The sequence below is a fragment of the Sphaerospermopsis sp. FACHB-1194 genome (genome assembly GCF_014696235.1).
In the GTDB taxonomy this organism is placed as follows: Bacteria; Cyanobacteriota; Cyanobacteriia; order Cyanobacteriales; family Nostocaceae; genus Sphaerospermopsis; species Sphaerospermopsis kisseleviana.
On the sequence record NZ_JACJPU010000036.1, the window covers coordinates 1 to 24,854 of the forward strand.

A 24,854-nucleotide genomic window follows, 5' to 3' on the forward strand; every position below is an offset into this window, starting at 1 on the left:
CTTTCAACTGTGGTATCTGCTGTGGGATCTATTATTAGTGTCGCTGTACTTGAACCTGCTGCAAATGTAATGGTTTTTCCTGTTCCTGGTGTTGCACCTGTATAGTCTGTACTAGCTGCTGTTCCAGTGATGTTGTAGTTGACTGTTAATGCGTTGCTGGTGACACCAGTGCGGGTGAAGGTGTAAACCAGATTGGCTGTTCCATCTTCTGTTACACTGGCAGGAGATACAGCTAGGGTAATGGTGGGGAAATCATCATTGGTAATAGTTCCGGTGACTGCTGTGGTTGTACCAATGGTGTAACCGTCACCAGCAGTTAAGTTCAAAAGAACAGTTTCATCAGTTTCAACTGTGGTATCTGCTGTGGGATCTATTATTAGTGTCGCTGTACTTGAACCTGCTGCAAATGTAATGGTTTTTCCTGTTCCTGGTGTTGCACCTGTATAGTCTGTACTGTCTGCTGTTCCACCTACCGCATAGTTAACAGTCAGAGGATTGGTGGTAATTCCAGTTCTGGTGAAGGTGTAAACTAGGTTAGTTGTTCCATCTTCGTTGACGCTGCTAGGTGATACAGCTAGGGAGATTTTGGGTAAGTCATTCTCACTAATTTCAACAATGCCTCGGTGGGAATAATTATTGGAGAAATCAGCCCAAAGACCTGCTCCTCCCCAATTTATTCCCGCATAATCTTCAACATCGCCCGCGTTATTGGGCTCACCACTAATCCAATTAGTGTATTGAGAAGTTTCCCCACTCACCCAAACAAATTGACCTTCTTGGGCTGCATCGTTATATCCAATCCAGAACTGTTCTGAACCTCCAAAAGTATTGACTAAATACTGGTTTTCAATCGCATTATTGATTGTCACCAGATTACCACCCATTGCCTGAGCTTGAGCTTGGGCATCAGTCCAACTAGCAGCAGTGGTCAGGTAATAAGTTGAAGGGGGAGCAATATTAACAGTGGCGCTGGAAGCTATACCAGGGGTGTAGTCTGTACCTGTAACAACAGTTAGGATGGCTGTTTCTGTACCTTCAATGAGGCTGTCATAAATGGGGTTTATGGTGACGGTAGCGGTGCTGCTTCCGGCTGCAAAGGTGACAGAACCAGTTAAGCTGCTGTAGTCTGTACCATTGGTAGCAGTTCCGCTGAGGGTGTAGTTAACTGTTAGGGCATTGGTGGGAGTTCCAGTTCTGGTGAGAGTGAAAACACCAGGATTGGCTGTAACTCCTGTCGCGGTTTCAGCTGCATAGGCATCAGTGGCGTTAACAACAACCACTACCCCAGTTGTCGCTGGAGTTGCCGGCACTGATAACTGATTACCATTAGTATCAAATACGGCTATGTATCCATCACTGCCGCCCTGATTGGTGTAAGTGGGGAAACTGCCATAGGTACGACCACTAACGTATATATTGCCTTGATTATCAAGATTTAGACCTACCGCTTCATCAGTGGAAGTTGTACCAAATTGTCTCACCCAGAGTTGAGTACCACTTGTATTGTATTTAGCAATATAGCTATCCCAACCGCCTACACTGGTATTACCAGTGAACGTACCACTGGTGACACCTACTACATAAATATTACCTGCGCTGTCGGTTTTGACTTCTTGGAGAAAATCTTGGCCTGTTGTACCAAATTGTCTCACCCAGAGTTGAGTGCCACTAGAACTATATTTTGCTAAGAAGCCATCTTCAGCACCTCTATTAGTGTTACCAGTAAACGCCCCTGTGGTGTATCCAGTTACATAAATATTACCTGTGCTATCGCTGGCAACACCAGTAGAATATTCGTTGCTACTTGTACCAAGCTGTTTCACCCAGGTTTGTGTACCATTGGTGTCATATTTACTGACAAATACATCTAAACCTCCCAAGTTGGTACTACCGGCAAAACTACCATAGGTGTGGCCTGTAACTAACAGACTATTAGTGCTGCTATCAAGAATAATGCTGGTTGCTTCTTCGTCAGCACTTGTACCAAATTGTTTGACCCAAGTTTGTGTACCATTGGTGTCATATTTGGCTATAAAAGCATCAAAAGCACCCTGAGTAGTATTACCTGCAAAAGTCCCCCATGTCTGGCCTGCAATATAACTATTGCCATTGCTATCAACACTGATACTATAGGCGTAATCTTGAGCATCTGTACCAAATTGTTTGACCCAAGCTTGTGTACCATTGGTGTTGTATTTGGTAATAAAGGCATCAGAAGATCCCTGAAGGGTACTACCTGCAAAACTACCTTCTGTATAACCTGTGGTGTAGACATTACCAAAACTATCGTTACCTATACCATAGGCGTAATCATTGCTACTGGAGGTAAATTGTTGAAACCAGGTTTGAGTGCCATCAGGACTATATTTAACAATACCTGCATCAATGTTACCGTGATCGTAATCGTATCCGTAGCCTGTGGAGTAGACATTACCTGTACTATCGTTGCTGACAGCGTTAGCAAAATCGTCATAGACTCCACCTAACTGCACTGTCCAGCGATTAGTTGAGGCAGCAAGTTGTAGGGAGTAGTTAGTGTTATTGCCAGTCGCACCTTGGAAAATTCTGACGTAATAAGTTCCTGCATCTAGGAAGGAGCTAATCAGTTCATCAGCGATTCCAGTTTTAATACCTTGGACAATAGTACGACCTAATCCATCAACTAACCAAATATTGGCATTAGCTGTCAGGTTAGAAAGTTTCAGTTGCACATTGCTGGCTGTGGTGATATTGAAGCGATAAAAATCAAATTTGTCTGTATCACCTACAGAGTCTGTAACTGTTTGAGAAACGTAGGGTATAATCGCTCCTAAGTTCTGAACTTGGTCTACTACTTCTAAAATTAAGTTCTTACCTGTGGAAGTAGGCGCAAAGGCTAAACTGCTGCTAATATCTATGCCTTCAATGCTGTTAAAGCTCTTGGTTGTGGCAGAACCATAAGTTAAAACTGCAAATTTAGTACCAATGGTGGGTGTAAAGCCACCTGTTAAATTCAGTTTGAGGATACCACCTATATCTGCTGCACCGCTAATGTTGAATTTATCAAAGGTGGTGGCACTGCTTAATTCTAAGTTGAGTGTTCCTGTACCGCTTTGGCTGTAGTCACCAGTGATATTTAATGTACCTATGGTATTACCAGGATTGACTTGACCACCAGTATTGTTAACATTACCTGTGATAGTTCCGATTCCTGTGAGGTTTCCACCTTGTAAGTTCAGAAAATTAGAACCATCGAAGGTGAGACTACCACCACTGAGGCGAGTTATTCCCGCAGTTTGAGTATAACCACCTGTGAATGTTAACTTTCCTTTCTTAACATCAACTGTACCTGTGTTGTTGAAACCGAAGCCTACAGAGGATGCATCTGTAGTTGTACCGTTGGATTTGGTGAGAGTACCAGCGTTGTTGAAGGTGGCAGTAGAGTAATAATAAAAATCTGCGTCACTCTGTAAGTCAATGGTTCCTGTGCTGGTATTGTTCCAAATTGCGTTGTTAATACCGTTCAAATAGCCAGTACCTGTCCAGATTGTTGTCCCTGATGTTTCTAGGGTTGTTCCATCTAGGGTTTGATAACCACTCAGGTTTAATGTACCACTGACGGTCTTTTTCCCTGTACCGCTTAGTGTGCCTCCTCCACTCCAGTTGAGTTTGTTAGAAATCGTTAAAGCACCTGTTCCTGTGAGGTTTCCTCCTGTTAAGTTGACAGGGGAAGACCAGGTAGAAGGAGCATTAACTGTAACTGTTCCACTTTCAATGTTGAAGTTACCCGCACCAGTAATACTATTGCCTGTATCAAAGTTGTAGTCAGAGGTGATTCTTAATGTTGCTCCGGCATCAATATTGAAAGTACCAGTGTTGCTTCCCACACCTGTAAGGTTTAAAGTTCCTTTCTTAACATTAACTGTACCTGTGTTGTTGAAAATGAAGCCTACATAGGATTCATCTGTGGTTATACCGTTGGATTTGGTTAAAGTTCCTGCATTATTGAAGGTGGCAGTAGAGTAATAATAAAAATCTGCGTCACTCTGTAAGTCAATGGTTCCTGTGCTGGTATTGTTCCAAATTGCGTTGTTAATACCGTTCAAATAGCCAGTACCTGTCCAGATTGTTGTCCCTGATGTTTCTAGGGTTGTTCCATCTAGGGTTTGATAACCACTCAGGTTTAATGTACCACTGACGGTCTTTTTCCCTGTACCGCTTAGTGTGCCTCCTCCACTCCAGTTGAGTTTGTTAGAAATCGTTAAAGCACCTGTTCCTGTGAGGTTTCCTCCTGTTAAGTTGACAGGGGAAGACCAGGTAGAAGGAGCATTAACTGTAACTGTTCCACTTTCAATGTTGAAGTTACCCGCACCAGTAATACTATTGCCTGTATCAAAGTTGTAGGTGTTGTAATAACCACTAATTTTTAATGTCGCTCCACTATCAATACTGAATGCACCGCTATTACTTCCCCCACCCTCAAGGTTTAAAGTTCCTTTCTTAACATTAACTGTACCTGTGTTGTTGAAACCGAAGCCTACAGAGGATGCATCTGTAGTTGTACCGTTGGATTTGGTTAAAGTTCCTGCATTATTGAAGGTAGCTGGATTTCCATTGTAGTTGTAGTAAAAATCAGCATCACTTTGGAGGTCAATAGTGCCAGTGCTGGTATTGTTCCAAATTGCGTTGTTAGTACCGTTCAAATAGCCAGTACCTGTCCAGATTGTTGTCCCTGATGTTTCTAGGGTTGTTCCATCTAGGGTTTGATAACCGCTCAGGTTTAATGTACCACTGACTGTCTTTTTCCCTGTACCGCTTAGTGTGCCTCCACTCCAGTTGAGTTTGTTAGTAACATTGAAAATTCCTGTAACTGTTCCACTTTCAATGTTGAAGTTACCTGCACCAGTAATACTATTACCTGCATCAAAGTTGTAGGTGTTATTAGTAATTTTTAATGTCGCTCCACTATCAATACTGAATGCACCGCTATTACTTCCCCCACCTGAAAGATTTAATGTTCCTTTCTTAACTTGGACTGTACCTGTGTTGTTGAAAATGAAGCCTACATAGGATTCATCTGTAGTTGTACCGTTGGATTTGGTGAGAGTACCAGCGTTGTTGAAGGTGGCAGTAGAGTAATAATAAAAATCTGCGTCACTCTGTAAGTCAATAGTTCCCGTGCTGGTATTGTTCCAAATTGCGTTGTTAGTACCGTTCAAATAGCCAGTACCTGTCCAGACGGTTGCACCCGATGTTTCTAAGGTTGTTCCATCTAGGGTTTGATAACCGCTCAGGTTTAATGTACCACTGACGGTCTTTTTCCCTGTACCGCTTAATGTGCTTTCACTCCAGTTGAGTTGGTTGGAAATGGTTAAAGCACCTGTTCCTGTGAGGTTTCCTCCTGCTGTTAAATTCACAGGAGCAGACAAAGTAGAGGCAGCGCCAATATCCAGATTTCCCGAATTATTGACGAAAACTGCTCCTGAGTAGTTAAAAGCGGGAACAATTTTGACTGTAACATAACTAACAACAAAATTGCCAACTCCAGTAATGTTAGTGCCTGTATTGAAGTTGTAATCAGCATTACCAGTGATGTTTAATGTCGATCCTGCATCAATACTAAAACTACCAGTATTAGTTCCTCCTGAATACAGAGTTAATGTCCCAGCCTTAACTTGGACTGTACCTGTATTGTTGAAAAGTCCACTAATGGAAGAGTCACCTGTAGTTGTACCGTTGGATTTAATTAGTGTTCCGGCATTATTGAAGGTGGATAGATTTCCATACCATTGATAAAAATCAGCATCATCTTGTAGGTCAATAGTGCCAGTGCTGGTATTGTTCCAAATTGCTCCGTCGCCAGTGTATAATGTTCCATTACCAGTCCAAATTGTTGTTCCTGTGGTTTCTAGGGTTGTTCCACCTAGTAGGTGACCGCCGCTCAGGTTTAATGTACCACTGACGGTCTTTTTCCCTGTACCGCTTAATGTGCCTCCTCCACTCCAGTTGAGTTTGTTAGAAATTGTTAAAGCACCTGTTCCTGTGATTGTTCCACTGGTTAAATTGACAGGAGCAGACCAAGTAGAAGCGGCATTAACTGTAACTGTTCCACTTTCAAGGTTAAAGTTACCTGCACCAGTAATACTATTACCTGCATTGAAGTTGTAATCAGCAGTGATTTTTAATGTCGATCCTGCATCAATACTGAAACTACCAGTATTAGTTCCTCCACCATTCAGATTTAATGTTCCTGCCTTAACTTGGACTGTACCTGTGTTGTTGAAGAGTCCACTAATGTATGATTCACCTGTAGTTGTACCGTTGGATTTGATCAGAGTACCAGTATTATTGAAGGTGGTTTGATTACCAGTCCATTGATAAAAATCAGCATCACCTTGGAGGTCAATAGTGCCAGTGCTGGTATTGTTCCACATTGCAGCGTTGGCAGCATATAATGCTCCATTACCAGTCCAAACTGTTGTTCCTGTGGTTTCTAGGGTTGTTCCATCGAGAAAATATTGATCACCACTCAGGTTTAATGTACCACTGACGGTCTTTTTACCCGTACCGCTTAATGTGCCTCCACTCCAGTTGAGTTTGTTAGAAATGGTTAAAGCACCCGTGCCAGTAAGAGTGCCAGAAGTCAGATTTAAAACACCATTATTGCTAACGGTACTCGCGCCATTCAATGTTAAGGTATTACCATTGGTGAGATCGAGGGTTTGGATGCCCGTATTTGTACCGAGAGTTAAACCAGTCAGTGTTCTGTCGATATCTAAGAGAACATTGTAAGTTCCAGCGATGGTGATTTGAGCTATATCTGCCGAACCTGGTATAGTGCCTGGATTCCAGTTTGCAGCAACGTTCCAGTTACCATTAGTAGGGTTTTTCCATGAAATAGTAGCCATTAAGTAAATTCTCCTAAATGTTTAACAAAGTATTTTGGGTGTTTTTACTGTTAAAGTCAGGATGAGTGCTAAGTATTTTTACAGTATTGAAGGATTTGAGTAATCAGGTAAAATATTACTAACCCAACTTGCTAGTTGAACCGTAAGCTTTTTTCAACCCCTTAAATACCCCTAAAAAAGGGGATTTTGATGAATTGACCGCTTTTATAAGCGGGTAAGGGGAATCTAATCGAGATATAAACCAGGATATTTAAGGCAGGATATTTGTAATTAGATTACATTATTATGTAGTAATAATCATTATAGCACAAGTTGGGATAAATTAATACTTTAAGAATAAAAATTTTAGCTATTCTGATCAGCTATCTTATGGACGGTTTTAATAAATGGTTTTTATACAAGTTTATATACATACTAGTTGTCTATGAAGTGGCAATTAATTTTTTTAATACTTGCAAAGTACGCAAAGTACACAAGAGCAAATAGTTGATAGACCTGTCCGGTCATTACATAAGCGTTGTTTGAAACCCTTGTAGAGACAATTCATGAATTGTCCCTATATTCATTTTTACCAAATGTCTACCGTGTTGACTTTTTCTCCCGATCATACAGCACTTTCCGGTGTAATGAGGTACAGTATAGGCGGGCAAGACTTGTACTGAGCGGTTAGTGAGCTTGTACTGAGCCTGTCCTGAGCGGTGTCGAAGGGCGAAGTCGAAGTGCGGAGTCGAACTATGTCGAAGTATGCCCACCCCACAAGAGTTTTATTATTATGATTTGTACCTCATAGCAACGAAATCTGCTGTAACTGTTGCTGTATAGAAGTTTAATAGTAATATTAGTAACATTAAATTATTCTGTATTTAAAACTTACACAACACTAGATTAAAATAACCAAAACTATCATCATTAACTATAACTATGCTGTCAGTCAGAGATGCAGAAGCTACTATTTTAAATGCTGTGAAACCGTTAGATAACCAGCTAGATGTGGAATTTGTTGATTTATTAATGGCAAATAATCGCATTTTAGCAACTCCTGTGATCAGTTCCCTGGATTTTCCCCACTGGGATAACTCGGCAATGGATGGTTATGCTGTGCGTTATGCAGATGTGCAGCAAGCAAGGGCTGATAAACCCATTGTTTTGCAAGTGGTGGAAGAAATTCCTGCTGGATATGAACCACAGGTAACAATTAAACCAGGACAAGCTGCAAGAATTTTCACAGGTGCAATGATGCCTCCTGGTGCGGATACTGTAGTTATGCAGGAAAAAACCCACCGACAGGAAAACCGGGTTTTTGTGTTTATTGCGCCTCAACCCCAGGAGTTTGTGAGACGCAAGGGGGACTTTTATCAAGCTGGAAACGAAATTTTACCGGCTGGTATTCCTTTAACTGCGTCTGAAATTGCGGTTTTAGCTGCTGCTGGACGTGAACAAGTGAGTGTTTTCCGTCGTCCCCGTGTGGCTATTTTATCAGTTGGCGATGAGTTGGTGATGCCGGAACAATTGCTGAAACCAGGACAAATAGTAGATTCTAATCAGTATGCTTTAGCTACTTTGATGCGGGAATTGGGGGCAGAAGTGTTACTGTTAGGAATTATTCAGGATGAGCCGACAACTTTACAAGAAATTATAGATTATGCGATCGCCAATGCTGATATAGTCATTTCTACTGGTGGTGTATCCGTAGGTGATTATGACTACATATATAAAACTTTAGCATCATTGGCAGCAAAAATTCATTTTCGTTCTGTACAAATGCGTCCGGGGAAACCTTTAACTTTTGCAACTTTTGGCAATAAATTATATTTTGGTTTACCGGGAAATCCTGTTTCAGCGTTGGTGACTTGTTGGCGGTTTGTAAAACCTGCAATTAAAAAAATGTCAGGACTGGCTAAAGGTTGGGAAAGTAAATTTATCAAAGTGCGATCGCAATCAGAATTACAATCTAATGGCAAGATGGAAACTTATATTTGGGGTAAGTTAAATCTGGTAAACGGTGTTTATCAATTTCAGAAATCTGAAGGTAATGATAGTTCTGGTAATTTAATTAATTTAGCTCAAACTAATGCTTTAGCTGTGTTACCTGTAGGTAAAACTTTTGTTTATCCAGGGGAAGAAGTTTTGGTTGTGCAAATATAATAGGAGTCAGCAGTCAACAAGGGTTTAGTAATTAGGACTTACACAATATCGGACTGACAACCTGATTCTTGCGTAGGGGTAATTCATGAATTACCTCTACTTTCGTTCTGTTTTGCGTAAGTCGTGGTAATGCTAAACCCTACTGTAAATGAAAACTGAAATGATATAATTGAATAGTAACCGAGTTTAAGGGGTCAAGTATATGCAAAAAAATTTTACTCTCGAATACTGGTTAGATGATAGCTGGTATGTAGGAAAATTAAAGGAAATTCCGGGAGTATTTAGTCAGGGGGAATCATTAGAAGAGTTAGAAGAAAATATTAAAGATGCCTACCAGCTAATGTTAGAAGAAAGCTTAGAAAATCATCCCCAAGTGCAAACTAAAGAAATTTGGGTTGATGTGACGTGAAACGAGGAAATTTTGTTAGAGAATTAGTTGATGCAGGGTGCTATTTAAAACGTCATGGTAAGAAACATGATATATATATTAACCCTATTAATGGAAAACAATCGCCTGTACCACGTCATCCAGAAATCAAAGAAAGTCTCTGTCGTTTAATCAAAAAACAGTTAGGAATTTAAATAGAGGATGGTTTTGAAAGTCTTTTTTTGAGGGCTAGGAGTCAGGAGATCAGAAGTCCCCAGTCCCCAGTCCCCAGTCCCCAGTCCCCAGTCCCTAAGCTACTACTTTTTCCTTTTCTGGAACATAAGGTTTTTCTGCACCTTGGGCTAAATAAGCAGCTAACTGACTTTCAATTTCATCACGGACAATTTGCCGATATTCCACAAAATGTTCAATGTGAGCGCAGGTAGAAACGTACTGTTCTATCACCTTGGGATTATGCTTGAGAATGCTAAAGAAGTGATGCCAGAATTTCCAGCGAGTTTCTCTTTTAAAACCTTGTCTCCAAATCACAATTAGCAGTGCTTTGATAACTACCCATTCTGGCGTTTTAGCTGGTGCTGTCCATTGGGGATAACCCAACATCAAAAAACAGCGATAGGTGCGATCTAAATAGGCTACAGGATCATATAAAGCACAAAAAGCTTCCACATATTCCCTAGCCAATTCTTCTAAAGGACGGGTAGGAATAAAGTTCATTAATGTGGTTTGATTGATATTTCCGTCTTTATTCTCCCGCAGTCTACCTTCTTTTTTCAAACGATGCCATAAAGCGGTATTTGGCAATGCTTGTAACATAGCAAAAGTGGTGGAAGGAATAGCAGCTTGTTCAGCAAATCTGACAATGCGATCGCCCGCACCGGCTTTTTCACCATCAAAGCCAATAATAAACCCTGCCATTGGTCGCAGTCCAGCTTTAATAATAGTTTGTACTGCGTCTGTTAAAGAACTGCGCGTATTTTGAAACTTCTTAGTTAACTGCAAACTATCCTCATCTGGGGTTTCAATGCCTAAAAATACGGCTTTAAAACCACAGTCAACCATCAACTCCATCATTTCTTGATCTTGTGCCAAATCAATGGAAGCTTCTGTGTCAAAATTGAATGGATATTGATGTTCAGCCATCCAAACTTTTAACTCTTTTAGCAACAATTTCACATTGCGTTTATTGCCAATAAAGTTATCATCCACCATGAACACACCACGCCGCCAACCCAACTCATAAAGATAATCTAATTCTGCTAAAAGTTGTGCTGGTGTTTTGGTTCTCGGTTTACGTCCATATAAAACAATGATGTCGCAAAATTCACATTGGAAAGGACAACCCCGCGAAAATTGCACAGACATCATATCATAGGCATTAAATTCTAATAAATCAAAGCGGGGAATGGGTGTAGTTGTCACATCTGGTTTTTCAGTGGCGCGGAAAACCCCAGATTTTTCACCTTTTTGCACCGCTTCCACAAACATCGGTAAAGTGATTTCCCCTTCATCTAAAATCAGGTAATCTGCCCCTGCTGCTTCCACTTCATGGGGTGTGGATGTGGGATAGGGACCACCTAAAGCTACCAACTTACCCCGACGTTTTGCTTCCCGGACTTGATCTAATAAATCTTGTTTTTGGACAATCATAGCCGAGAAAATAACTATATCTGCCCAAGCCCATTCTTCTTCTGTTGCTGGGCGAATGTTACGATCTACTAGCTTAAACTCCCATTCTTGGGGTAGGATAGCTGCCACTGTGACTAAACCCAATGGTGGTAATAGAACCTTTCTATCTACGAGTTGTAGGATTTTTTCATAGGACCAGAAGGTTTTGGGAAATATTGGATAAACTAGCAAGACACGCATAGTATCACCCCTCACGATTGATTTGTTATCTAACTGTAACTAAATTTAGGACTGATTGACTTTTTTATATGTTGCCCTGCTATGTGTGAGAATAGAGGAACTGTCAGAATCAGGATATCCAGGATGTAAGGATTTACAGGATTAAGACGGAATTTTAACCTACTACCAGCATTAACTTGATAACTAGCAACTTGGGTTAAGATAATTTTTTATGGATAGTATTATGGATAGTACAAGTTGGGAGAATATTAAATCTAAGTATCAGCTAGGTCAGTTTGTTCTGGGAAAAGTTGAATTTCATACACCCTTTGGCGTTTTTGTCAATATTGATGAGTCTTTAGTTAAGGGGTTGATCAAAATCCCAGACTTTTTAGATGAAGGGGGGATGAGTCCAGAAATGTATCCAGAAATTGGTACAACTATCGGCGCGGTTGTAGTTGGATACAATGAGAGTAATTGTCGGGAAGTGTATTTAAGTGCTAAACCCAGTGTACTGCATAAAGCCCTTGTGCCTTTGAAAGTTCCTACTTTAGCTAGTTAAAACTTGAATATAATGATATGCTTATGTAATGCCTACAAAGAATAATACTGTTGTTGTAAACTTGGAATATTAATCTTTTTACCCTGCCAAATACTATGAGTGATATAAACAGAATAGACACAACGGCTTATGTTACAGTACAGGGACAATATGCTGTAGTCAATGAAGGTTCTAGCTACGGAATTATCAATATTCATACAAAACAGGTGATAGCCCGTAATATATTATCTTTTCTAGATTGTGTCAAAACCCTAGAATATATCGTTGGTAAAGCTGAAGTTCAAAATTCAGAACCAATTCAAACATCTGCGTTTATTGATGAATCAGATATTTCTAATATATCAAATCAGGGAGAAATTAATTCTGAAAATAAAAAACTGGATGAGTTAGATTTAGCTCTAGTCAGAAGTATAGCGTCTTATTTTGAAGAAATGACTGGGAAGATAAGACGGTATCATCAAGATCATAATGCCTCAAAAGAAGAAGCAGATGTGATAGCAAACTATTACTTAAAAATTGCGGCTGTTATTAAGAATATTCAAACTCAACAAGATGTGAAAAAACTGATTACATCTATAGAAACCCTCAAAGAAAAGGTTAGTCGCTACGAACATGAAAGCTATAAATACCGTTGGTCTACAGGTTTAGAAAAAGAAGTGCTAGTGAAATTAAGGAAAATGATATAAACCATCAATGACTACATGAAAAGACTTTTTCATCAATCTTATATTATGATAGTCTCGGAGAGCGATCACCCTTTTTCCAAAATCAAGTTACCAAAACTAACAAAAAATCCCTTTAAAACTCTCTTCTCTTCGTGTCCTTCGTGTCTTCGTGGTTCATTCCTTCTTAACCTCTGCCATTTTTACTAATTTCCAAAGTCAAACAATACCTGAGACAAAGAAAGTAATTCACATAAGATAAACTAGAAGAAAAATCATACTACTTGAGTAACTTTTATTATGTTTGCTGAAACATCCTCAAGATATGTAACACGCAATCCTGAAATTTTAGGTGGAGAGCCAATTATTACAGGTACTCGTACATCCATTCGTGCTATTGTTGGTTTATGGCGATTGGGAATTATGCCAGAAGAAATCCCTAATCATTTACCACATTTAACACTAGCACAAGTATTTGATGCCTTGAGTTTTTATCTAGATCATCAAGCAGAAATTAATGATTATATTGAACGAAATCAAGTACCTAATGAATTAGTACATCCTGCTGTGAAAGCTACACGAAAAGATCATCCTCTTGCTAAATTTACAGGAATTTTAAGCGATGCAGAAGCAGCAGAGATAAAACAGTCAATTGCTCAATGTCGGCGGGTAAATGCAAATGAGTGGTAAAATTGCTCTGGATACCAAGGAGAGCAATATAAATCTATTATCGTGTTTGATATTAGGAGTTAATAATGCTGAATCAATTAGATCGCATTACTATTAATCCTCACATTTGTTTAGGACAACCAACAATTAGAGGAATGCGTATTACTGTAGCTTTTATTCTCAAATTACTAGCCAGCAAACTTTCAATTGAGGAAATTTTAGCAGCTTATCCAGAATTAGAGGAAGAAGATATTAGACAAACTCTCAACTATGCAGCTTGGACAGTTTCAGATAAAATTACCAGCATTCCTTCAGCATGAATAACCTACGTTTTATTGCTGATGTTCATATTTCCCCTCTTACAGTAGCATCGCATCCCATGTGATAAAATATTTAATATCGAAAAGAAGCTCAAAATATGACCATTCACCAACCCCGCTATAGTAAAGAAGAATTTGCCCAAATCGGTGAGCAAATCTACGAAATGCAAATACGCCCAAAAATAGAAGCAGGTAATCAAGGAAAAATTGTAGCTATTGATATTGAAACGGGAGATTTTGAAATTGATGCGAGTGAAATAGCAGCTTGCGATCGCCTAGAATCTCGTCACCCTGATGCACAAATTTGGATAGTTCGCATTGGTTCTCGTTATGTGCGTCGCTTTGGTGGACGGAATAAAATATCTATATGATTACAGGAATTGTAAACGACGATTTAGATGCAATTATACCACTGATAATTTTTGGTTCAGATAGTAAAATCTCTAGACAAAATGCAGTTATAGATACAGGTTTTAATGGTTGGCTTTCATTACCACAGGATTTAATTAATCAGTTAAATTTAAGATGGAAAAGGCGAGGACGCGCAATTCTCGGTGATGGTAGTGAATGCGTTTTTAATGTTTACGAAGCAGTTATAATTTGGGATGGAGTTCATATCAAAATTCCCATTGATGAAGCAGATTCAGAACCTCTGGTGGGAATGTCATTGATGCAAGGATATCAACTGATAATTCAAGTTTTTGAAGGCGGTAGTGTAGAATTACGGAAAATAAATACAGTCTAAAGTCTATGAATATTAACCTAAAACCTATTCTCACTCGCCTAAAAACAGAACTCACTGATCTGTATGGCGATCGCCTACAAAACCTCACCCTCTATGGTTCTCAAGCGCGTGGTGATGCAGAACCCGGATCAGATATAGATGTGTTGGTAGTGCTGAAACCTCCCGTTAACCCAGGTGAAGAAATTAAACGCACAGGAAAGGCGATCGCTGATCTTTCCCTAGACTATGATGTTGTCATTAGCTGTCTTTTCATGGACGAAACCCACTATCAAACCCGCAACGGTTCATTACTCAGGAATATCCGTAAAGAAGGCGTTTTCCTATGACCGATGAACAACGGGAACTTCTACTCAAAGCTAAAGCGATCAAGCGACAGAACAGATTGACCGCGCAGAACAATTTTTGTCCCAGGCAATTCAGATGATGGGTACAATATAAAATTGATGGAATGGACTAATAAACACTTTCATATATTTGAACCCTGAATAATTATGGATTGGCAAACTAGAATTACTATAGATCCAAACATCTTAGTCGGTAAACCTATCATCAAAGGAACACGACTAGCAGTAGAATTTATTATTGATCTTCTTGCCCAAGGCTGGAGTAATGAAGAAATTTTGCGTAATTATCCAGGTATTACTATTAAAGATATTCAAGCCTGTCTTGCATAAGCTAGTGCTTCCTTAAAAAACGCGATATAAATTTATGATCCTGCTTGATATTAGGAGTTAATAATGCTGAATCAATTAGATCGCATTACTATTAATCCTCACGTTTGTTTAGGACAACCAACAATTAGAGGAAATCGCTCTCCTCTTTCTTAGCATTATTAGCATTAGCAGTTCTATAGGTTAGCTTCAGAATTGAAATTATACCTGAATAAAAACAAGTCTTAATTTTTAAGCATCGACTATCGCCCACATCCACTCCTCTTCCTTAGCGCCTTTGCGCGAAACAAAACTCTTCTCTTCTTCCTTTGCTTCCTTCTTACCTTCGTGGTTCATTACCTTAAAAATAGGAAAAGAACAAAAATCACCAAACATCTATATCATGAACTTCCGCGAAGAATTTAAACTCCTCCTCCGCGCCCGCTACCCCCTCATTTACATCCCCACCCACGAAGAAGAACGGGTAGAAACTGCTATCCGTGAAGAAGCGACAAACCAAGGAAACCGCCCCGTTTATACCTGGGATTTTGTGGATGGTTATCAAGGCAACCCCAACGATACTGGCTTTGGCAAACGCAACCCCCTGCAAGCATTAGAATTTATTGAAAAATTACCCCCTTCCGCCCCAGCAGTGCTAATTCTCCGGGATTATCACCGCTTTTTAGAAGATGTGGCGATCGCTCGCAAACTTCGCAACTTAGCCCGAATCCTGAAATCTCAACCGAAAAATATTGTTTTATTATCCCCACGCATTGCTATTCCCGACGATTTAACCGAAGTTTTAACCGTGGTGGAATTTCCCTTACCCGCAGCACCAGAAATAAAAACCGAGGTAGAACGCCTATTACAAGCCACTGGTAACGCACTTTCCGGTAAATTTATTGATGACTTGGTGCGTTCCTGTCAAGGGTTATCAATGGAACGGATACGCCGAGTTTTAGCCAGGGCGATCGCATCCCACGGAGAACTACAACCAGAAGACGTTGATTTAGTTTTGGAGGAAAAACGCCAAACTATCCGCCAAACCCAAATCCTGGACTTTTACCCCGCCACTGAGCAAATATCTGATATTGGGGGACTGGATAATCTCAAAGATTGGTTAATTCGTCGGGGTGGTTCATTCACAGAACGAGCGCGACAGTACGGATTACCGCATCCCCGTGGTTTAATGTTGGTGGGGATTCAAGGAACTGGTAAATCTTTAACAGCTAAGGCGATCGCCCATCATTGGCATTTACCTTTATTACGCTTGGATGTGGGGCGCTTATTTGGTGGTTTAGTCGGTGAATCAGAATCTCGCACCCGGCAAATGATTCAAGTTGCGGAAGCCCTTGCACCCTGTGTATTGTGGATTGATGAAATTGACAAAGCCTTTTCTGGTTTAGGTAGTAAAGGTGATGCAGGAACAACTAGCCGGGTATTTGGGACATTTATCACTTGGTTAGCAGAAAAAACTTCCCCGGTGTTTGTCGTTTCCACCGCTAACGATATTCAAGCTTTACCCCCAGAAATGCTGCGGAAAGGGCGATTTGATGAAATTTTCTTTGTCGGTTTACCCACCCAAGAAGAAAGAAAAGCCATTTTTACTGTACACTTATCCCGCTTGCGTCCCCATAACCTCAAAAGCTATGACATTGATCGGTTAGCTTACGAAACTCCCGATTTTTCCGGTGCAGAAATTGAACAAACGTTAATTGAAGCGATGCACATTGGTTTTAGCCAAAATCGTGATTTCACGACCGATGATATTTTAGAATCGGCTAGTCAAATCATACCTTTGGCGCGAACTGCGGTAGAACAGATCCAAAAACTGCAAGAATGGGCAGCAGCAGGGAGAGCGCGTTTGGCTTCTAAGCATAATGCTTTAAGCGATCGCATTCAACGTCAAATGTAATAATATTTGGCTGGGGACTGGGGAAGAAGGTGACAGGTGACAGTGAAGAAGAACTTTCTATGATTTCTGATTCCTTGATCTCCTGACTCCTGTACGGGCGAAGTAGGGGCGAAGTAGGGGCGAAGCATTCGGAAAATAGCCTTTTGATAAAATGATAATTTGTCGCCCGAATGCTTCGCCCTTACAGGAAAATAGCCTTTTTATAAAATTGATAATTGGTTACCCGAATGCTTCGCCCCTACGACTCCTGACTCCTTGATCTCCTGACTCCTGACTAAAAAATATGAAAATAATTTCTGGATTTTTTAAACTTATACTTGGTTTTGTATTAGCGATCGCAGTTTTATTAGGTAGCGGACTGACAATAGCTCTCTATTTTGTTAATCGTACCGCCATTCCTCCCGAAAAACCCATGTTTGCTAATGATAGTCCCAAACCCAAAGCGAACAAACCAAAAGTCACACCAGTAAAAGCCACTACCACACCTAAACCTAGTCCTACTACCACACCTAAACCTAGTCCTAGTCCTACTCCTACTCCCACTGAATCACCTGATACCTTACCACCAGGAGCTTATCAAGCTATTGTAACTTGGCCGCAAGGTTTGAGTATGCGAGATAAACCAGCCTCAGATGCACAAAGTATTGGTGGTGTTGGTGGTAATCAAAAAGTCATCATCTTAGAAGAAAGCGCGGATAAAAATTGGCAAAAAATTCGCATTGCAGGTACTGATCAAGAAGGTTGGGTGAAAGCTGGTAATACTAAACAAGTTGAAGAATAATTCTTGATCTTTAGGGAACAGGGAGTTCACTTTCAATTTGATCATGATTAAATTGACAATGATAAATGTGAACCTTGCTGATTTTTATTTACTTCAATCCGGGCTTGAAATGCTTCTTTGAGGTGAGGAATGTGTGTGACAGTGAGAATACAAGCAAAATCAGCAGCGATCGCATTTATGGCCGCAATCAGGCGATCGCACCCTTCTGTATCCTGTGTACCAAATCCTTCATCTATAATCAACAACTGCAACGCCGCACCCGCACGCTGGGCTAATAATTTTGCTAATGCTAAACGAATCGCAAAATTAATTCTAAATGCTTCTCCACCCGAATAAGTTTCATAAGCTCGTGTACCCCGCGCATCAGCAATTAAAATATCTAAGGTATCTATCAACTTGGCATTTTTCCGCGTTGACTTACCACTTCTTCCCGCTTTCTGAGTAACAAATTGTACGTGCAGTTGATTGGCACTCAACCGCGCCAGGAGTAGATTTGTCTCAGCTTCTAGTTGGGGTAACAGATTTTCAATCATCAAAGCTTGGATACCATTTTTACCAAATGCTTGCGCTAATTCTTGATATACCCGTTGTTGCTGTTTACAATCTTGTAATTGCTCTTGTTCTTGCTCATATTGATTTTGCAACAGTTCTAACTGATGTACTTGTTGTTCTAAACGCCCCAAATAAGCGATTTTTTCATCCATTTCTCGGCGAAACATGGCTATTTTCTGTTCTAAATCATGAATTTGCTCAACAGGATTCTCACTAGCTTTTAATTGCTCTACAATACTATCCATTTCAATGGCAAGTTTTTGTTTATCTGCGGTTCTGCTATTATAAGCATTTGTTAAATCCTCCAATCTTTTCTGTAGTTGGGGATATTCTTGTTGAGCAGATAAAAACTGCTGATAGGGTAACTGCCAAGATTGAAACTCTTTAACACCTTTACGAATATTACTATGTTGCTCAGAACTGTAAGCAATTTCTGTAATTTGGGTTTCTAGTGCTAATATTCCTCTTGCTATCTCTGAATTTGTTTGTTCTGATGCTATTTGCGCCTTCAATTCCTCAATCATAGCTTGTAGCTCTGGTTTTCTCGCTGCTATTTGAGCTTGTTTTTTCTTGGCATCTTTAATCTGGACTTGTTTAATTTCTGCCCATCGTAAGTTTTCTACTACACTTCTAGCTAAAGCATGATCTTGTTCATTGTAATTTAGTTGTTTGATATATTCATCTAACTCTTGAATTTCTGCCTGTTTATCAGGTGCATAATCACCTTCTAAAACCCTATGTAACTTTTCTTTTTCTGTTAAAACCTGTTTTAGTTGCGTTTGCAGTTCAGCCGACGCTTGTAACTGGGCTGCTAATTTCCCCTTTTTTTCCCTTAAAGCGTCATAATTTGCTACTTGCTGCGATATTTCTCGATATTCCTGCCTTAATACTTGAATTTCTCGGTCAGAAACTGCCATCTGTTCCCGCAGTACCCAAAATTGCCCTTGAGTATCTTCATATTCTATTTGGGTTTTTTGTATTACTCGATGCCAGTGATTTTCATCTAAAGGATGTTCACACAAGGGACACAAAGCATTAGGATTTTGAAGAAGTTGTATTTTTTGTTCTAAGTCTCTTAGTAATTTTTCGTAGTCTTTTTGATGAGCTTGTAAACGTTCTATAAAATGGCGACGTTCATGGCCTTTGTCCTGTACCCTTTGCAAATAAACTCGCTTCTTCTCCAATTCTTCAATTTGTAAATCTACTTCTATCACATCTTGTTGTAACTGAGATTGTTTGCGAATTTTAGATTCAATTTGATTTTCTGTAACTTGTAACTGTTCTAAACTTGCTAATAATCTACTATGGATACGTTCTAATTCAGTTTGTAAATTTGCTCTTTGTTCTAATAAAGGTTTGACTTGTATTTGCAAATTTTCTAAAGAGTTAAGATGCTCACGTGCAGCAGATAATTGAGATAAAGCTGTTTCAATTTCTCCAGACTTTTTCAAAATTGGTTTGATTTCTTGTTGTTCTTTTTCTAAATTATTTAATTCAGCCTCTGCTGCTTGTATTTTGCGTTCAATAGATTGAATTTGTTTATCCAGTTGTTGTTGTTGTTGTTGTTTTAAAGTAATAGCGCGGGTATGTTGTTCAAACTTAATAGCAAAAACTTCTTCTTGAGATTGTAAAATTTGAAATTGAGAGTATCCAGCTTGAATTTGGTCGGATTGATGTAAAATAGATTCTAAAGCAGCCAATTGGGATTTGACAGCTAACTTGTCTTGATCTAGGCGATCGCAATCTTCACTAAGATTTTGATATTGCTGTCTGACAAAACTCAGTTTTTCCTCTAAATTTTGGCGTTGACTTTGAATAACTTTCAAACTTTGTAATTGAATATTATCAGCAGCTTGCTGTTGTTGCAGATGATTGAGTTGAACTTCTAACTCTGCTTTTTCTGCTGTAGTTGCTTCTCGTTGTTGAAGTTGAGATTTAATATTATCCAAAGAACGTTCTAACTCTTCCGCCCGTCCTTTATACTGTTTAGAATTATCCTTAGCCTTTTCTGCCAAAAGATCATATTGATTAAGTTTTAATAATTCCGCTAGAATTTCCTTCCGTTCCGTGGGACGCTTGAGCATGAACTCATCCGCCCGACCTTGACGCAGGTAAGCAGAATTAATAAAAGTCTCATAATCAAGCTTGATATGTTGTAAGATCACATCTTGGGTTGCTCGCATCCCCTTACCAGTCAGAGGACGAAAACCAGCGGGAGTTTCAATTTGAAATTCCAAAACGCTAGTTGCACCCCGGACACGAGTACGAATCACCCGATATTTTTGTAAATTATTGTAGAAAGTAAAATCTACTCTGACTTCTTTTGCGCCAGAATAAATCACATCATCTTCAACAGTAGCACGACTTTCACCCCAAATAGCCCAAGTAATAGCTTCCAGAAGAGAAGATTTACCCGCACCATTAGAACCACAAATACAAGCCGTATGCAACCCGCCAAAATCTAAAGTTGCATCACGGTAACTCAGGAAGTTTTTTAGGATCAGTTGAACTGGAATCATTGAGGCTATAGTGCCATATCTACAATTTCTATTATTAACAGTACAGATGCACCTTGTGTGAGTTTACAGCAATTTTCAGGTAAATAAACCACATTTTGATTTAGGTTTCTGATTTAGGTTTCGCGTCAACAATGTAGGGGCGTTCGCGAAGCGTGCTGGAAGCATCAGCATTCGGATGATAGTCTTAGGTAAAAACCGATAATTAATTGTCCGAATGCTTCGCCTTTACTGTGGTCTAAAGACATGAAAACTGCTGTCACCATATAGATATTAGCTTTCTAGTCTGGAAAACATCTGATTACAAAAATTTATAACTAACTAGGGAATAGGGAATAGGGAACGGGGAAAAGCCACCGCTCTTGATAACTTTTGTAACTTGTACATCAGTGCTATAAATCATCTATCAGATTCAGGATTCACCATATTCATAATCTTATCCTGAGATTCTAATTGCTTATGTCAAATTAAAGATGTAAAAAATGTTTTTTTGGTTTTAAATGTTGAATATTGCTCAAATTTGTTACATTAAACCCACAGCAACAAAATATCTGTTGTCGTCATAATTCATGTAGGAGTGAATGTAAATACTATGTTTCTACGTAAACATCTTATTTGTGTACCAAGTCTAGCCACCCTGACAGTTTTAGGTAGCAGCGTTTGTGCAACTGCTCAGACAACCCATCCAGAGGCCGCTGTCATCTCTAATCACCAGGAAAGCACAGAACTTAACACCACTGTGTCTAAAATACAGCAATTTCCCAACGCCGCTACTCTAAAAACGGCTAATCGGACAATTATACCCATTCCAGGGACAGTAGCGACCTCATCAACAATCTTGACTTCTGAAGATACAAAGCCTACTTCCCAACCATCTGCGGCTCAAGTAGCACAGCCGAAAGAAATAGCACAAGCAGATATTGATTTAGGAAGACCTACCCGTGGTGGTAGTAGCTATGTTGGCGTTGCTGGCAATATTGGGTTAAGTGGCGGATCTTCAACCTTGGGCGATGGTAATTTTACAGTCATCAGCAAAGTTGGTTTCACCAGGACTCTATCAGTTAGACCATCGGCAATTTTAGGAGATGATACTGTATTTCTCGTTCCCCTAACTTATGATTTTTCCTTCCAGCCCATAGGAGATCCATTTAGTGAACCTTTACCTATAGCTCCTTATGTGGGAGTTGGTGCAGCTATTAAAACTGGTAACAACTCAGAAACTGCTGTCATGGTGACAGGTGGAGTTGATATACCTCTAAATAATAGATTCACTGCCACAGCCGCTATCAATGCAGGATTTTTTAATCAAACTGATGTCGGTTTATTAGTTGGTGTTGGGTACAACTTTGGTGGATTCTAAGTAGGTTAACTACCCAGATCCTCAACTTCTTTAAAAAGTCGGGGATCTATCCAGTATCCAGTATATTAACGTTTTATTTCTTGCAAGGCAGCAATAAAAACATCAATTTTTGAACGCGTATTATAAAAATATAAACATTATTATCTATAAAAAGTAAATTAATACTTATTTCTAGAGATAGAGTTAATGCAAAAAAACAGAGTTTACCGTTAAAGAATCAGGAATTTTACAAAAATAAGTTACTTCCAAATACAAAAAGATATAAATATTTCATTTCTTGTGGTGCGGGCATCCTGCCCGCTAATTATACAGGTTATACAGGGCAGACAGGATGCCTACCCCACAACATGAGATACTTGATTAAATAGGAATAATTATGGTTGGACGTATAGTTAAAAACTTCAGCTTTAAGGAAATCAAAAAAACAGACGACGGTGCATTATCTATTGGTCAATTTACTAATGTTCCTGATATTAACCCACCACAACCACCTGGCAATATTGCTAATTGGTTTTTAGGTACACGGGCGGAAAATGGAACAGAATTTAAACAACTTATTGCCCAAGCTGTAGATCATATTATAGATTATCGGCAAAGTTATTTACCAGGTGATCCAGAAACAATTACTCAGGATGTTAAAGCTTCTCTGGAATATCAAGCAGGAATGCAAGCTTTAAGGGATGCCTACAATCAATTGTTACAGCATTTGCGAGAATATGGTACGCCATTTTTTAGTATGCGTTATCAAGGTCATATTCTTTGGGATACCACCATACCAGGAATGCTTGGTTATTTTGCCGCAATGCTGCATAATTCCAATAATGCCACCATTCAAGCTTCTACTGCTACCACTTTATTAGAATTACAGGTAGGGCGTGATTTATGTGCAATGATTGGTTTTCCTGAAACCGATAAAATTGAACCTTGGTGTCATATTACTGCTGATGGTTCTATTGCTATTAATGAGGCGACTTGGGCAACAAGAGAATTAAAATTTTTTCCTTTTGCTGCGAAAAAAGCTTTACAAAAACAACCAGTATTAGCTAAAGCTAAAGCATTAGAAATTAAAATTGCTGATGGTAGTCAACCAAAATTATTAGAAGCTACTTCTTGGCAATTATTTAATATTTGCATGGATGATATTTTGGCTTTACCACAGCGAATTTGGGAATTATGCGGTGAAAGTGAAAATATCAAAGATGTTTATGATGTTTGGGATTTAATTATTCCTTATAATCTTAATGTTCGGGGCTGGTTGGAAATGACTCGTTCTTGTTTTGAGGATGTGGGGGAAATAAAAATGATTGCCCCATCCTCTAAACATTATGCTTGGCCAAAAGCAGCAGCAGTTAATGGTATTGGCACAGATAATTTAATTGATATTTTTGTTGATGCTGATGCCAGATTAGATTTAGGAAGGTTAAATCAAACTTTAAATCAATGTTTAGAAAATCGCCATCCAATATTGTTAACTTTAGCAGTTTTAGGCAGTACAGAAGAAAGTGCAGTTGATCCCATAGATGAGATTTTAGAATTAAGAGAAACCTACAGGAAAAAGGGTTTAGAGTTTAATATTCACGTTGATGCTGCTTGGGGTGGTTATCAAATTTCTACTATTCGCCGTGATTATAGTTTTGAGGAACAAAAATCACCTTTATTTATTGATGATTATAGTCAAGTAATGTTTAATGAACACACTATCAGGCAGTTTAAACACCTTCGAGATTGTGATTCTGTTACTATAGATCCTCACAAATCTGGGTATATTCAATATCCGGCTGGTGGTTCACTTTATCGTCATAGTTTATTAAAACATTTGACAACTTTTACCGGGACTTATATTGGCGGTTCTAAATCTATTCGTCCTCTAGAACCATCGGTAGGAATTTACGGTTTAGAAGGTTCAAAACCAGGAGCAGCAGCAGCTTCTGTTTTTCTTTCTCATCAACTAATTCGTCCTTCTGTAAGTGGCTACGGTAAGATTATTAATCAAGCGATTTTTAATAGTAAGTTGTTTTATTTGCGGTTACTTTTTATGTCCGCAGAAACAGATAATTTTATTGTTGTTCCATTACCACGTTTACCTATTGATCGCAGTGATATTAGTGATTATATTAATGGTGAACATGAGCATTATATAGCCCATTTGCGTCAACATCTCCAGGGAAAAAATCAAAGTCAAATACTTGCAGATCCGGAAGCTATGGCATTATTGCGGGAAGTTGGACCGGATCAAAATATTCTCAGTTACGCCTTTAATTTCAAACATTGCGATCATCGTCTGAATGATAACGCTGATTTATTTAATGAGTTGAATAATCAAATTTATGATCGTTTTCACATTCATTACTACCAAAGTGGTGAAGCTGAAAATATTCACAAATACCAATTCATGCTAACTAGAACTATTTTTAGATTGGCAGATTATGGTGAGACATTTATTAATAATTATGCTCAACGTTTGGGACTAGCAACCACTCCAGAGGAAATGTCAATTTTGCGATCAGCAGTGATGGATCCTTATTTAAGTGATTTACCCAATGGGGGATCATTTTTTGATGAAATTATTGAACTGATTCGCCAAAATGTAACTGAAATTATTGAACAAAATTTTCGTTAATTCTCACATTCCGCATAAGCGGAGAGTAAAAAAATAATTATCTCCAAAAACATTGTTTGGTAAGGGTTTTCAGGATTTTAGTTCAAAAGAACTATAAAATGTTTATTAGGAATTTATCTCATTTATTGAGAATATTTTTGGAGTAAAGTTTGTACAATCCTGAATCTTTCGTGATAATTATTCAGAATTGGATTTTATCTGCGGAATGTGGGTTAATTGAAAATCAATACAGGATTT

The 24,854-nt window shown here is 39.1% G+C and carries 21 protein-coding genes; 16 read left to right on the forward strand and 5 right to left on the reverse strand.

Annotated elements, in window-relative coordinates; genetic code table 11:
* Positions 1 to 6,887: SBBP repeat-containing protein (locus tag H6F45_RS18595; RefSeq protein ID WP_190348050.1), on the reverse strand; the 6,887-nt coding region annotated here is incomplete at its 3' end.
* A 921-nt stretch (positions 6,888 to 7,808) separates the two neighbouring features.
* On the opposite strand from H6F45_RS18595, the gene glp reads away from it, so the two are divergent.
* The 3 genes from glp to H6F45_RS18610 all read left to right on the forward strand — a co-directional run bounded on the left by glp (position 7,809) and on the right by H6F45_RS18610 (position 9,614).
* Complete coding sequence (gene glp, locus H6F45_RS18600; RefSeq protein ID WP_190348051.1) at positions 7,809 to 9,032, forward strand: gephyrin-like molybdotransferase Glp; 1,224 nt, start codon at positions 7,809 to 7,811, stop codon at positions 9,030 to 9,032.
* A gap of 202 nt (positions 9,033 to 9,234) precedes the next feature.
* On the forward strand, positions 9,235 to 9,441 hold the full coding sequence (locus H6F45_RS18605) for a type II toxin-antitoxin system HicB family antitoxin (RefSeq protein ID WP_190348052.1): 207 nt from the start codon (positions 9,235 to 9,237) through the stop codon (positions 9,439 to 9,441).
* A complete protein-coding gene (locus H6F45_RS18610) occupies positions 9,438 to 9,614 on the forward strand; it encodes a type II toxin-antitoxin system HicA family toxin (protein WP_096572413.1) in 177 nt (58 codons plus the stop codon). Before H6F45_RS18605 ends, H6F45_RS18610 begins: the two co-directional genes overlap by 4 nt.
* Before the next feature lie 94 nt (positions 9,615 to 9,708).
* Here the strand turns inward: H6F45_RS18610 and H6F45_RS18615 are convergent, their stop codons facing one another.
* Entirely contained in the window at positions 9,709 to 11,286 is a 1,578-nt protein-coding gene (locus H6F45_RS18615) for a B12-binding domain-containing radical SAM protein (RefSeq protein WP_137668250.1), read from the reverse strand.
* 211 nt (positions 11,287 to 11,497) lie between these two features.
* Between H6F45_RS18615 and H6F45_RS18620 the strand changes: the two genes are divergently transcribed.
* From H6F45_RS18620 to H6F45_RS18660, 9 genes are all read left to right on the forward strand, one after another.
* Entirely contained in the window at positions 11,498 to 11,827 is a 330-nt protein-coding gene (locus H6F45_RS18620) for an RNA-binding protein (protein WP_242052674.1), read from the forward strand.
* Between the two features lie 95 nt (positions 11,828 to 11,922).
* The gene (locus tag H6F45_RS18625; RefSeq protein ID WP_190348053.1) at positions 11,923 to 12,513 is read left to right on the forward strand and encodes a hypothetical protein; all 591 of its coding nucleotides are present in this window, start codon (positions 11,923 to 11,925) and stop codon (positions 12,511 to 12,513) included.
* Positions 12,514 to 12,789: 276 nt separating this feature from the next.
* A complete protein-coding gene (locus H6F45_RS18630; RefSeq protein ID WP_137667947.1) occupies positions 12,790 to 13,179 on the forward strand; it encodes a DUF433 domain-containing protein in 390 nt (129 codons plus the stop codon).
* 65 nt (positions 13,180 to 13,244) lie between these two features.
* Positions 13,245 to 13,478, forward strand: a complete 234-nt coding sequence (locus H6F45_RS18635; protein ID WP_190348054.1) for a DUF433 domain-containing protein — start codon at positions 13,245 to 13,247, stop codon at positions 13,476 to 13,478.
* 98 nt (positions 13,479 to 13,576) lie between these two features.
* Positions 13,577 to 13,849, forward strand: a complete 273-nt coding sequence (locus tag H6F45_RS18640; RefSeq protein WP_190348055.1) for a hypothetical protein — start codon at positions 13,577 to 13,579, stop codon at positions 13,847 to 13,849.
* Entirely contained in the window at positions 13,846 to 14,223 is a 378-nt protein-coding gene (locus tag H6F45_RS18645) for a clan AA aspartic protease (RefSeq protein WP_190348056.1), read from the forward strand. Before H6F45_RS18640 ends, H6F45_RS18645 begins: the two co-directional genes overlap by 4 nt.
* 5 nt (positions 14,224 to 14,228) lie before the next feature.
* Positions 14,229 to 14,549: a nucleotidyltransferase domain-containing protein gene (locus H6F45_RS18650; RefSeq protein WP_190348057.1), complete on the forward strand. Its 321-nt coding sequence runs from the start codon at positions 14,229 to 14,231 to the stop codon at positions 14,547 to 14,549.
* Between the two features lie 165 nt (positions 14,550 to 14,714).
* Positions 14,715 to 14,897 (forward strand): DUF433 domain-containing protein, encoded by a 183-nt coding sequence (locus tag H6F45_RS18655; protein WP_190348058.1) that lies wholly within the window; start codon positions 14,715 to 14,717, stop codon positions 14,895 to 14,897.
* Between the two features lie 63 nt (positions 14,898 to 14,960).
* A complete protein-coding gene (locus H6F45_RS18660) occupies positions 14,961 to 15,050 on the forward strand; it encodes a DUF433 domain-containing protein (RefSeq protein WP_190348059.1) in 90 nt (29 codons plus the stop codon).
* A 75-nt stretch (positions 15,051 to 15,125) separates the two neighbouring features.
* Here the strand turns inward: H6F45_RS18660 and H6F45_RS18665 are convergent, their stop codons facing one another.
* Positions 15,126 to 15,269, reverse strand: a complete 144-nt coding sequence (locus H6F45_RS18665; protein WP_190348060.1) for a hypothetical protein — start codon at positions 15,267 to 15,269, stop codon at positions 15,126 to 15,128.
* A gap of 7 nt (positions 15,270 to 15,276) precedes the next feature.
* Between H6F45_RS18665 and H6F45_RS18670 the strand changes: the two genes are divergently transcribed.
* Positions 15,277 to 16,788 (forward strand): AAA family ATPase, encoded by a 1,512-nt coding sequence (locus H6F45_RS18670; RefSeq protein ID WP_190348061.1) that lies wholly within the window; start codon positions 15,277 to 15,279, stop codon positions 16,786 to 16,788.
* On the opposite strand, the gene H6F45_RS18675 is transcribed toward H6F45_RS18670, so the two are convergent.
* A complete protein-coding gene (locus H6F45_RS18675) occupies positions 16,779 to 16,916 on the reverse strand; it encodes a hypothetical protein (RefSeq protein WP_190348062.1) in 138 nt (45 codons plus the stop codon). The genes H6F45_RS18670 and H6F45_RS18675 overlap by 10 nt on opposite strands.
* Before the next feature lie 161 nt (positions 16,917 to 17,077).
* On the opposite strand from H6F45_RS18675, the gene H6F45_RS18680 reads away from it, so the two are divergent.
* Positions 17,078 to 17,569: an SH3 domain-containing protein gene (locus H6F45_RS18680; protein WP_190348071.1), complete on the forward strand. Its 492-nt coding sequence runs from the start codon at positions 17,078 to 17,080 to the stop codon at positions 17,567 to 17,569.
* Between the two features lie 47 nt (positions 17,570 to 17,616).
* Here the strand turns inward: H6F45_RS18680 and sbcC are convergent, their stop codons facing one another.
* Positions 17,617 to 20,640, reverse strand: a complete 3,024-nt coding sequence (gene sbcC / locus H6F45_RS18685; protein ID WP_190348063.1) for an exonuclease subunit SbcC — start codon at positions 20,638 to 20,640, stop codon at positions 17,617 to 17,619.
* A 589-nt stretch (positions 20,641 to 21,229) separates the two neighbouring features.
* Here sbcC and H6F45_RS18690 point away from each other — a divergent pair.
* Together H6F45_RS18690 and H6F45_RS18695 are read left to right on the forward strand one after the other, a co-directional pair.
* Complete coding sequence (locus H6F45_RS18690; RefSeq protein ID WP_137667953.1) at positions 21,230 to 21,997, forward strand: hypothetical protein; 768 nt, start codon at positions 21,230 to 21,232, stop codon at positions 21,995 to 21,997.
* Positions 21,998 to 22,373: 376 nt separating this feature from the next.
* On the forward strand, positions 22,374 to 24,617 hold the full coding sequence (locus tag H6F45_RS18695; RefSeq protein WP_137667954.1) for a pyridoxal-dependent decarboxylase: 2,244 nt from the start codon (positions 22,374 to 22,376) through the stop codon (positions 24,615 to 24,617).
* Positions 24,618 to 24,854 lie beyond the last annotated feature (237 nt).

Excerpts from the sequence above, each read along its gene's own strand:
- glp (WP_190348051.1), top strand. The coding sequence starts at position 7,809 with ATGCTGTCAGTCAGAGATGCAGAAGCTACTATTTTAAATGCTGTGAAA.
- H6F45_RS18605 (WP_190348052.1), top strand. The coding sequence starts at position 9,235 with ATGCAAAAAAATTTTACTCTCGAATACTGGTTAGATGATAGCTGGTAT.
- H6F45_RS18615 (WP_137668250.1), bottom strand. The coding sequence starts at position 11,286 with ATGCGTGTCTTGCTAGTTTATCCAATATTTCCCAAAACCTTCTGGTCC.
- H6F45_RS18620 (WP_242052674.1), top strand. The coding sequence starts at position 11,498 with ATGGATAGTATTATGGATAGTACAAGTTGGGAGAATATTAAATCTAAG.
- H6F45_RS18625 (WP_190348053.1), top strand. The coding sequence starts at position 11,923 with ATGAGTGATATAAACAGAATAGACACAACGGCTTATGTTACAGTACAG.
- H6F45_RS18630 (WP_137667947.1), top strand. The coding sequence starts at position 12,790 with ATGTTTGCTGAAACATCCTCAAGATATGTAACACGCAATCCTGAAATT.
- H6F45_RS18635 (WP_190348054.1), top strand. The coding sequence starts at position 13,245 with ATGCTGAATCAATTAGATCGCATTACTATTAATCCTCACATTTGTTTA.
- H6F45_RS18640 (WP_190348055.1), top strand. The coding sequence starts at position 13,577 with ATGACCATTCACCAACCCCGCTATAGTAAAGAAGAATTTGCCCAAATC.
- H6F45_RS18645 (WP_190348056.1), top strand. The coding sequence starts at position 13,846 with ATGATTACAGGAATTGTAAACGACGATTTAGATGCAATTATACCACTG.
- H6F45_RS18650 (WP_190348057.1), top strand. The coding sequence starts at position 14,229 with ATGAATATTAACCTAAAACCTATTCTCACTCGCCTAAAAACAGAACTC.
- H6F45_RS18655 (WP_190348058.1), top strand. The coding sequence starts at position 14,715 with ATGGATTGGCAAACTAGAATTACTATAGATCCAAACATCTTAGTCGGT.
- H6F45_RS18660 (WP_190348059.1), top strand. The coding sequence starts at position 14,961 with ATGCTGAATCAATTAGATCGCATTACTATTAATCCTCACGTTTGTTTA.
- H6F45_RS18665 (WP_190348060.1), bottom strand. The coding sequence starts at position 15,269 with ATGTTTGGTGATTTTTGTTCTTTTCCTATTTTTAAGGTAATGAACCAC.
- H6F45_RS18670 (WP_190348061.1), top strand. The coding sequence starts at position 15,277 with ATGAACTTCCGCGAAGAATTTAAACTCCTCCTCCGCGCCCGCTACCCC.
- H6F45_RS18675 (WP_190348062.1), bottom strand. The coding sequence starts at position 16,916 with ATGCTTCGCCCCTACTTCGCCCCTACTTCGCCCGTACAGGAGTCAGGA.
- sbcC (WP_190348063.1), bottom strand. The coding sequence starts at position 20,640 with ATGATTCCAGTTCAACTGATCCTAAAAAACTTCCTGAGTTACCGTGAT.
- H6F45_RS18690 (WP_137667953.1), top strand. The coding sequence starts at position 21,230 with ATGTTTCTACGTAAACATCTTATTTGTGTACCAAGTCTAGCCACCCTG.
- H6F45_RS18695 (WP_137667954.1), top strand. The coding sequence starts at position 22,374 with ATGGTTGGACGTATAGTTAAAAACTTCAGCTTTAAGGAAATCAAAAAA.